Annotated in this window: 7 protein-coding genes; 6 read left to right on the top strand and 1 reads right to left on the bottom strand. The window is 71.9% G+C overall.

Annotated features, from left to right (window positions below; translation table 11 throughout):
• Window positions 1–608 precede the first annotated feature (608 nt).
• The 5 genes from ABZ471_RS39770 to ABZ471_RS39750 all read left to right on the top strand — a co-directional run bounded on the left by ABZ471_RS39770 (window position 609) and on the right by ABZ471_RS39750 (window position 5,910).
• Window positions 609–1,430, top strand: coding sequence for a sugar ABC transporter permease (locus ABZ471_RS39770; RefSeq protein WP_359073640.1), 822 nt, complete (start codon window positions 609–611; stop codon window positions 1,428–1,430).
• Window positions 1,427–2,350: a carbohydrate ABC transporter permease gene (locus ABZ471_RS39765; RefSeq protein WP_359073633.1), complete on the top strand. Its 924-nt coding sequence runs from the start codon at window positions 1,427–1,429 to the stop codon at window positions 2,348–2,350. The genes ABZ471_RS39770 and ABZ471_RS39765 overlap by 4 nt, the downstream gene beginning before the upstream one ends.
• A gap of 47 nt (window positions 2,351–2,397) precedes the next feature.
• Window positions 2,398–3,384 (top strand): hydroxyacid dehydrogenase, encoded by a 987-nt coding sequence (locus ABZ471_RS39760; RefSeq protein ID WP_359073638.1) that lies wholly within the window; start codon window positions 2,398–2,400, stop codon window positions 3,382–3,384.
• A gap of 18 nt (window positions 3,385–3,402) precedes the next feature.
• The gene (locus ABZ471_RS39755; RefSeq protein WP_359073631.1) at window positions 3,403–4,866 is read left to right on the top strand and encodes an HAD-IA family hydrolase; all 1,464 of its coding nucleotides are present in this window, start codon (window positions 3,403–3,405) and stop codon (window positions 4,864–4,866) included.
• 117 nt (window positions 4,867–4,983) lie between these two features.
• On the top strand, window positions 4,984–5,910 hold the full coding sequence (locus tag ABZ471_RS39750; protein WP_359073629.1) for a hypothetical protein: 927 nt from the start codon (window positions 4,984–4,986) through the stop codon (window positions 5,908–5,910).
• Here the strand turns inward: ABZ471_RS39750 and ABZ471_RS39745 are convergent.
• Entirely contained in the window at window positions 5,897–8,314 is a 2,418-nt protein-coding gene (locus ABZ471_RS39745; protein ID WP_359073627.1) for a polysaccharide lyase 8 family protein, read from the bottom strand. The genes ABZ471_RS39750 and ABZ471_RS39745 overlap by 14 nt on opposite strands.
• Before the next feature lie 167 nt (window positions 8,315–8,481).
• On the opposite strand from ABZ471_RS39745, the gene ABZ471_RS39740 reads away from it, so the two are divergent.
• Window positions 8,482–9,234: a peptidoglycan-binding domain-containing protein gene (locus ABZ471_RS39740; RefSeq protein ID WP_359073626.1), complete on the top strand. Its 753-nt coding sequence runs from the start codon at window positions 8,482–8,484 to the stop codon at window positions 9,232–9,234.
• Window positions 9,235–9,266 lie beyond the last annotated feature (32 nt).

Here is a 9,266-nt window from a genome sequence, read left to right as displayed (position 1 = left end):
CGGCTTCGAGTGCACGCCGGGCCGTCTTCGGCAGGCGGACACGGTAGGTGTACCGGGCATACCCGGCCTCCTCCGTGATCGCTCCCGTCGTCATGTACCCGAACCTACCCGGGGGGACCGACAGTTGGGCTGCTTCACCCAGTCGTGGGGTGGACGCCGGATCGCCCTGGCGGCGATTCGGCTGCCTCTGCCCTGCTCCGCAGGAATCCGATTCCTCCCCCGGTCTGAAGGCCGGGGCATCCTCGGAGGCACCTGGTGACCCTCTGAGGGGAGGGGGCGGGTGCGGCGCGCCCAGGCGACGCACCAGGCCCCGCTCACCTGCGCCGATGAGGCGCCGTTGGCTGACGCCGGCCATGTCCGCCGGACAGGTCCGGGTGCGGTGCGCCGCACCCGCAGCAGCCCCGCAGCCTGCCGAGGCGTCCCCTCCCGCCCACCCCGACCCCGAAGGAACCGCCGTGGCAGCACCAGCACCACCGGCCCGAACCGCCGGCCCACCGGACACCCGCCCTGTCCCGGCCGAGCCCGGCGGGGCCGCGCGGCTGAGGCGCAGTCAGCGCCGGACCGCCGCCCTGCTCATCACCCCGTTCTTCGTTCTGTTCGCCGCCGTCATGGTCGCGCCCATCGGCTACGCCCTGTGGATGAGCCTCTTCCAGGAGCGCTCCTCAGGACTCGGCTTCGGCGGTACCCGGCGCGTCTTCGCCGGCCTCGCCAACTACACCGCCGCCCTCTCCGACACCGGATTCCGTGCCTCCTTCGCGCACATCGCGCTCTACTGCGCCCTGTACATCCCCGTGATGATCGGCGGCTCCCTGGCCCTCGCCCTGCTCGTCGACTCCGCCCTCGCCCGCGCGAAACGGTTCTTCCAGCTCGCACTCTTCCTGCCCCACGCGATCCCCGGACTGATCGCCTCGATCATCTGGATCTACCTCTACACACCGGGCCTGAGCCCCGTGCTCGACTGGTTCGGAGCGGCCGGCGGCAGTTGGGACTTCTACGCGAACGACCATGTCCTGCTCTCCATGGTCAATCTGTCCGCCTGGCAGTGGACCGGCTACAACATGGTCATCTTCTACGCCGCCCTCCAGGCCGTACCGCGCGAAGTGATCGAAGCGGCCGTCGTGGACGGAGCCGGCGGACTGCGCACCGCTCTGCAGATCAAGATCCCGATGATCGCCTCCGCGATCGTCATGACCGTCCTGTTCACCTGTGTCGGGGCGATCCAGATCTTCACCGAACCCAAGGTGCTCAACCAACGCGGAGCGCCCTCGATCGACACCGAGTGGTCGCCGACCCTGTTCATCTGGAAAGCGGGATTCGTGCAGCACGACTACGGCCTGGCCGCGGCCGCCTCCCTGATGCTCGCCGTGCTCGGCGTGGCCCTCTCCTTCGTCGTCACCCGGATCGGAAACCGCTGGAAGGCGGCGGTATGAGCACCCTCACCCAATCCAGCCCGGCACCCGCCCAGCCGACCGCGGACACCCGGCCGCGGGCGGCCGCCCGCCGCCGCGCCCCCGCGCCGGCCCTACTCTCCAGGGGCCTCGTCAACGGCCTGCTGATCCTCGCCGCCTGCTACACCCTGATGCCCGTCAGCTGGCTGCTCTTCGCCGCCACCAAGGACCACCGCGACCTCTTCGCCACCTCCGGTTTCTCCTTCGGCGACTTCAACCTCCTGGCCAACCTGCACCAGCTGTTGACCGTCAACGACGGCATCTACCTGCGCTGGTTCGGCAACAGCGTCCTGTACTCCGTCGTCGGCTCCGCCGCCTCCACGCTGATCTGCGTGGCCACCGGATACGCATTCGACAAGTACGACTTCAAGGGCAAGGAGAAGCTGTTCGCGCTGGTCCTCGGCGGTGTCCTGGTCCCCAGCACCGTCATCCAGCTGCCCATGTACCTGCTCGCCACCAAGGCCGGCATCGTCAACACCTACTGGGCGCTGCTGCTGCCCGCCTTGGTCAACCCCTTCGGCGTGTACCTGGCCCGCGTCTTCTCCGAGGGATACGTGCCGGGCGAGGTCCTGGAGGCCGCCCGTGTCGACGGCGCCGGCGAACTGCGCACCTTCGTCCGGATCGCGCTGCCCATGCTCGCCCCCGGCTCCATGACGATCTTCCTGTTCTCCTTCACGGCCAGCTGGAACAACTTCTTCGGTGCGCTCGTGATGCTCAACGACGAGCATCTCTACCCGGTCAACCTGGGCCTGTTCCTGTGGAACAGCGTCACCCAGCAGCAGCCCGAGTACTACACCCTCGTGATCACCGGTTCCCTGGTCGCCGTACTCCCGCTGATCGCCGCCTTCGTCTGCCTGCAGCGCTTCTGGCGTTCCGGCCTGACCGCCGGCGCGGTGAAGTGACGGTGACCGTGCCCCCGACCCGCCGCCGTCCGCGCACCGTCCTCGCCATGGGCGCCGACATCCACCGCTCCCTCCTCGCCGAGGGCACCCTCGACCGCCTTCACACGGTCGCCCGCGTCGACACGACCACGACGATCACGACGATCAACGACGCGAGCCCCGCCGACGCGCTCAGGCTCGCCCGCGCCGAGGTGCTCTTCACCCACTGGGGCGCCCCCGCGCTCACCGAGGACACGCTGGGCCGGATGCCCCGCCTGCGTGCCGTCGTCCACGCGGCCGGCTCCGTCAAACACCACGTCACCGACGCCGTCTGGAAGCGCGGCATCACCGTCTCCTCCGCGGCCGCCGCCAACGCCCTGCCCGTCGCCGAGTTCACCCTCGCCGCGATCCTCTTCGCGAACAAACGCGTCCTGGACATCGCCCTCGACTACGCCCGCACCCGCAGGCAGCCCCGCCTGCTTCCGTACTACAGCGGCCACGGCAACTACCGCCGCACCGTGGGCGTCGTCGGCGCCTCCCGCATCGGCCGCCGGGTCATCGAGCTGCTGGGCCCGCTCGACCTGCACGTCCTCCTGTACGACCCCTATCTCGACCCGGCCGCGGCCCGCGCCCTGGGCGCGGAACCGGTCGGCCTCGACGAACTCGCCCGGCGCAGCGACGTGGTCACCATCCACGCTCCCCAACTCCCCGATACCCGCCACATGTTCGACACCCGCCGGCTCGCCCTGCTCCGCGACGGCGCCACGCTCATCAACACGGCGCGCGGCTCCCTCGTCGACACCGAAGCTCTCCTGCGCCACCTGGTCCCCGGCCGCATCCATGCCGTCCTCGACGTCACCGAACCGGACGTGCCGCCTGCCGACTCGCCCCTGTACACCCTGCCGAACGTGCTGCTGACCCCCCACATCGCCGGTTCCCTCGGCAACGAGCTGGGTCGCATGACCGACTGGGCCACGGACGAGGTGGGGCGTTACGCCCAGGGCCTGCCGTTCGCTTATGGAGTAGGGCCGGACGAGCTGACCCGGTCCGCGTGATCAACCGCAAGGAGCGCCATGCCCGACGCCACCCGCCGCGTCCTCGTCGTCGGCATCGACGGCGTACGTCTCGACGTACTGCACCGCCAGCCCACCCCGCACCTCGACGCCCTCGCCGCCACCGGCTTCCTCACGCCCGTCGAGGTCGACGACACCACACCCACCATGTCCGGACCCTGCTGGGCGACGATCGTCACCGGAGTGGGCCCCGCCAAGCACGGGGTGTGGAGCAACGACCTCAGCGGCCACCGCCTCGACGTCTTCCCCGACTTCGCCACCCGCCTCGACCACCACGACCGCCGGCGCACCTTCGTCGCCGCCGGCTGGCGGCCCCTGCTGCAACCGCGTGACGGCGGGCCCCTGTTCCGGGCGGCGTCGCGGACGGCGTACATCGCTCCGGCGGCCGACACCCCCGAAGCATGGGAGGAGTGCGACGAGCGGATCACGGAGGCCGCCGCGCACGTCCTGGCCGAGGACGACGTCGAGGCCTCCTTCGTCTACCTCGGCGCACCCGACGAGACCGCGCACGTCCTCGGCTGCGGAGAGGCGTACGAGGCGTCGGTCCGCCGCGCCGACACTCGCCTGGGCCGGCTGCTGGCCGCGGTGCGGTCCCGGCACACGTATGCGGACGAGGAGTGGACGTATCTGGTCGTCACCGACCACGGTCATGTCGACGCGGGCGGCCACGGCGGCCGCTCCGCCGAGGAGCGCACGGCGTGGCTGGCGGCGGCGGGCCCCGGCATCGGCCAGGCGCCCGCCCGCGTACGCCACGCCGATGTCGCCGCACAGGTCTTCGCCGCCGTGGGCCGGCACCCCGACCGGCACTGGACCCTGGACGGCAGCCCCTTCGCGGCCGAGCCGCACGCCGTACTCCTCGACATGGACGGCACGCTCGTCGACACCGAGTCCCTGTGGCTGCGCACGGTCCGGGAGCAGGTGCCCGGCATCGGCGTCGACGACCTCTTCGAGGTCCTCGGCCGCTCCACCGCCGACACCGCCGCCCACCTGCACCGTCTGACCGGCGCCGACCCGGAGGAACTCACCGCGGACCTCGACGCGCGGTTCCTGGAGACGGTCCAGCAGGAGGCCGCTCCGCTGCCCGGCGCCGTCGAACTCCTCGACACACTCCAGGAGCTGGACCTTCCCATGGCGCTGGTCTCGGCGTCCTCGCGGCCCGTCGTGGACGCCGCGCTCAAGGTGCTGGGCGCCGACAGGTTCCGTACGACCCTCGCCGAGGGCGAGACGACCCGCACCAAGCCCGCCCCCGACCCCTACCTGGCCGCCGCCCGCGCCCTCGCCGTGGACCCCGCCGCCTGCCTGGCCGTCGAGGACTCGCCCACCGGCGTCACCGCGGCCGAGACGGCCGGCTGCAGGGTCCTCGCCGTACCGTCGTACACGCCGATCCCGGCCGGGCCCCGGCGCACGGTGCGCCGGGGCCTCACGGGCATCGACCGGAACGAGCTGTGGGCGGCAGGGCTGTGAGGAAGCGCAGGCTGCCCCGGCACGGGCGCTCCTCGGGGTCGGACCACAGGGCCGGGGACGGGGCCGGCCACCCTTCGGCGTAACCTTTCTGCACCGCCTGCTGCCCGAGGAGCCCCCATGCCCGCCGCCCGCCCCCGCGTCCTCTACGTCACCGACCTGGCGTACCCGGCCCGCGGGCGCCGCTACTGCGACGAGGACATCCTCCTCACCTCCCGGCTGCGCGAGCACTTCGACCTCGCCCTGTGCCATCCGCTGGACGCGGCCGCGCTGATGGACGCCTACGACGCCGTCGTCGTCCGCAACAGCGGGCCCGTCCTCGGCTACCAGAAGGAGTACGAGGCCTTCCGTGCGCGTGCGCTCAGCAGCGGGACCCGGGTGTACAACCCGCTCACCGGCAAGGCGGACATGGCCGGCAAGCAGTACCTGCTCGACCTGAGTGCCGCCGGCTTCCCGGTCATCCCCACCGTCGACCGCGCCCAGGACCTGAACGAGCTGCCGGCGGCCGAGCGCTACGTGGTCAAGCCCAAGCTCGGCGCCGACTCCCTCGACCTGCGGGTCCTGCCGGCCTCCGGCCTTGCCTCTCTCGCCGACGGCGCCGTCCTCATCCAGCCCTGCGTCGACTTCGCCTACGAGGTGTCCTTCTACTTCGTCGACGACGACTTCCAGTACGCCCTCTACGCCCCCGACCGCGAGCGCCGCTGGGAGCTGCGGCCGTACGCGGCCACCGCCGCCGACCTGGAGTTCGCCCGTCGCTTCATCGACTGGAACGGTCTCGGCCACGGCATCCAGCGCGTCGACGCCTGCCGTGCCCCGGACGGCGAGCTGCTGCTGGTCGAACTGGAGGACCTCAACCCCTACCTGTCCCTCGACGCCCTCCCGGAGGAGGCCCGGGATGCCTTCGTGACCGTGCTGACGGCGTCCCTGAGCCGGTTCGTCCACGAGGCTCACGGGATTCGTGGGGCTCATGGGGTCGACGACGAGGCCGGGGAGGTTTCGGGGGCGAAGGGGACAGAGGGGGCGCAGGCGGCGCTCATCCCAGCCTGACGGTGATCCGCTGCGTCGCACCCGCCGTCGAGGTCAGGTCCCCGAAGGCCAGCGTCAGCGCGGAGCCGGTCGCCGCCGAGGTGACGGTGGCCGGGGCGGACGTCACCGCCGCGACCGCACGCCGCCAGGTCAGCGTCAGACTCGTGCGCATGCGCATCGGATCGCTCACAGCGATCACCGCGGTGCCGTCGGCCTTCTCGGTGATCATCACGCAGCACGGATCGCTCGCGGTGAGCGTTCCGACCGTTCCGCCGAACCAGAAGTTCACGCCGGTGAAGCCGAGCGAGGGCACGGTCACGCCCTGCTGGCTGTCGGTGTTGGCCAGGACCGTCAGCCAGCCGTTGTCGGCGGCCCGCGCCTGTGTGCGCGCCGCGGTCGCGCCCGGCAGCAGCTGGTAGGCGTACGAGGCGTTCGCCGGGTCGGTGCCGTGGTCGACGTACATCGTGAGGTACTTGCGGTCCAGGACGGTGGTCGAGCCGCCCTTGTTGACGGTGCTCCAGCTGCCGTCGCGGGCCTCGCGCAGCGCGCGTACCGTCGCCCCGCCCGGGAAGACATAGCCGCCGTGCCCGCCGATGTGCGCCCATCGGGCGCCCGTGAGCGTCTCGGACCACGGGTAGGCCGCGGGCTTGACCGTGCCGTCCACCGTGAACGGGGCGCCGCCGGTGGGGCCGAGGTTGCGGTTGTCGACCGTCGTCTCCACGGCCGTGCCGTCCGTGCACGTGATGCCGGCGCCGAGGCAGACGACCGTGTCGTCCAGGAAGAACCAGGACTTCTTCGCCAGCAGCGTGGACTGGAGCCCCTTCAGGTACTGCCCGACCGCGGCCCGCTCCCCGTCCGTCGCACCGCCCACCCAGTTGACGTCCGGCAGCGAGGCCCCCCAGTCCCCGCCCGCCGCGTCCGCCAGCACCTTGCGGGAGACGGTCGTACCGGGCAGCCGGCAGGGATCGACGGTGGGCCAGAAGGCGTCGCTGTACTGCCCGTTGGCGAAGGTGTCGCCCCACCAGTACAGCATTCCCGAGCCGGTGTGCCAGCCGTGCAGGTTCTCGCCGTTGCCGGTCTCGTAGTAGGTGATCCGGCGGTCCGCCATGCTCAGCGAGGCCGCCCAGCCCGGCCGGCGGTGCGTGGCCCGTGCCATGCATGGGAAGAGGCGGTGCCCGGCCGGCTCCGCGACCGCCGTCACCGACGCGTCGTCCTGAACTCCCTTCAGCCGGGCCAGATGCGGCAGGCTCAGTACCGGGTCGTTCAGCGGCGGGCTGTAGTAGTCGCGCTGCGTCCAGCCCTTCACCAGGCCGCGCCAGCGCGCGTTCTCCGCCGCGCTCGCGCCCTGCCCGAGCAGGACGATCGAGGCGAGGATCGGATGGCCGCGCAGGTGGTCGTCCTGCTGGATCTGCTTCGGGTCCGACGCCGCCAGCCCCCGGCTGATCGCCCGGCCCGAAACGCCGTCCATCACCAGGCCGTTGTAGAGGAACGGCGCCCACGCGTGCTCCACGGCGTCGAACACGATCTGCCGGTTGGTGTCCGTCACCGCCCAGCTCGAGTCCGCCAGCAGCGCGAAGAGCAGACCCAGACCGCCGAGCATCACCGAGCCGTACGAGCCGGTGTAGGGCACGGTGGTGTGCTGGACGAACGCCCCGTCCGCGTACAGCCCGTCGCCCGAGGTGACGTACGGGAAGACGGGGGAGAGGGCGTCCCTGGCCAGGGCCACCTTGGCCGCGCTCGCGCCGACGACGCCGCGCAGCGCCACCACCCGGCACAGGTCGACCCGGTTGGCTCCGGTGCTGGTCCCGCTGTAGCTCGCCACCGCCGAGTCGGGCACGAAGTGGTCCACTGCGGCCAGGTAGTTCGTGCGCTGTGCCGCGGACAGGGCGTCGTACATCAGGACGCAGACGTCGAGCAGTGCCTGCGGGGCGCCGATCTGCCAGCTGTACCAGTTGCCGTACCGGGTCCGGCCGGCGTTGTACACGTCGTCGTGGAGGTGGTCGAGGCCGGTGAGGATCGCATTGCGCAACCCGGTGTCGCCGGTCAGGCCGGTGCCGGGCTGACAGTAGGCCTGCGCGAGCGTGCTCAGGCGGGTGTAACTGGTGTTCATGTTGCCCGAGAAGCCGTACGACTCCGTGTCCGTGTCCGGGTCAGGGTCGGCGTACACCAGGTCGGGCCAGAGAGAGCCGGCGGCCGGGGCCATCGTGGAGAGCAGCCCGCTCGCGGTGGCGCCCAGGTCGGCGAGCCGGGACTTGAACGGTTCGGCGGTCGGGGCGAAGCCCTCGCCGAGGATCAGGGTGCGCCACTTCGCGCGCAACGTCGCGAACTCGTCCGACGCCGCGAACGCCCGGGTGCCGAGCCCCAGGGCGACAGCGGTGCCTGCGGAGGCGGTCAGGAAACCACGGCGTGACCAAGGAGTCGTCATGACGGCGGTTTCTAGCATGCACTCGCTCAAACGCTCAATGCTTCTTACCGAGTTGAACGTTTCGACCGTTTGGGGATGGGGGTCGGGGCTGAACGGGTGCGCCGTTCGCGCCGTATCTCAGCACGGGGACCGCGGATCCCGTACGCACGGGACGGAAGGAGACCAGGGTGCCGACACCGCCCGACCCTGAACAGCCGCACCCCGGACCGGTCCTGGAACCCGTCCGCGTCCTGCGGCTGCGCCGCTTCGACGCCCTCGCGGACCTGATGCGCGAGATGTACCCGGAGCAGGAGACGTACGAGTCCTTCGACACGGCGGCCCGAACCGGCGCCGCCACCGCCCGGACACCCCACGCCGCCGAGGACGAGACCCAGGAACTGCCGCCCTACCCGGCCACCCCACAGGCCCCGGACCGCCGAACTGGCCGCCGAACCGGCCGCGGGGCCCCGGACGCCTCGGGCCTCGGCCCCGGACTTCGTCGCGCCGTCGTCGCCGTGGCCGTCGGGGCCGCCGCACTCGTCGGTTTCGGCTGTGCCCTCCTGCTCCCCGACCGTCAGGAGGCCAGTGCGACCGCGCAGCCCTCGCATCCGGCCACCACCACGGCACCGGCCACCACCACGGCACCGGCCGCCACCGCCCCGGCTGCACCGGCCGCCACACCGTCCGCCGACCCCGACGGCGCCGGCACCCTCCGCGAGGGCGACACGGGCCCCGAGGTCGCCGAACTCCAGCAGCGCCTGCTGCGCATCCCCGACGTCTACCGCGACGGCTCGACCGGCGGCGGCTACGACGCCGTGCTCACCGCGGCCGTGGCCCGGTTCCAGCTCTGGTACGGCATCAGCGGCGACGAGACCGGCGTCTACGGCGACGACACCCGCCGGGCGCTGGAATCCCGGACCAGCCTCGACGGCGTCGGCTGATCACCCGGTGGGCCGACCACCGGTTCGAACAC

This window comes from Streptomyces sp. NPDC005728 (assembly GCF_040630895.1).
Classification (GTDB): Bacteria; Actinomycetota; Actinomycetes; order Streptomycetales; family Streptomycetaceae; genus Streptomyces.
The sequence above is the reverse complement of the archived record's forward strand: the minus strand, read 5'-3'. Positions and strand labels throughout refer to the sequence as shown.

Excerpts from the sequence above, each read along its gene's own strand:
- ABZ471_RS39750 (WP_359073629.1), top strand. The coding sequence starts at position 4,984 with ATGCCCGCCGCCCGCCCCCGCGTCCTCTACGTCACCGACCTGGCGTAC.
- ABZ471_RS39765 (WP_359073633.1), top strand. The coding sequence starts at position 1,427 with ATGAGCACCCTCACCCAATCCAGCCCGGCACCCGCCCAGCCGACCGCG.
- ABZ471_RS39760 (WP_359073638.1), top strand. The coding sequence starts at position 2,398 with ATGGGCGCCGACATCCACCGCTCCCTCCTCGCCGAGGGCACCCTCGAC.
- ABZ471_RS39770 (WP_359073640.1), top strand. The coding sequence starts at position 609 with ATGGTCGCGCCCATCGGCTACGCCCTGTGGATGAGCCTCTTCCAGGAG.
- ABZ471_RS39755 (WP_359073631.1), top strand. The coding sequence starts at position 3,403 with ATGCCCGACGCCACCCGCCGCGTCCTCGTCGTCGGCATCGACGGCGTA.
- ABZ471_RS39745 (WP_359073627.1), bottom strand. The coding sequence starts at position 8,314 with ATGACGACTCCTTGGTCACGCCGTGGTTTCCTGACCGCCTCCGCAGGC.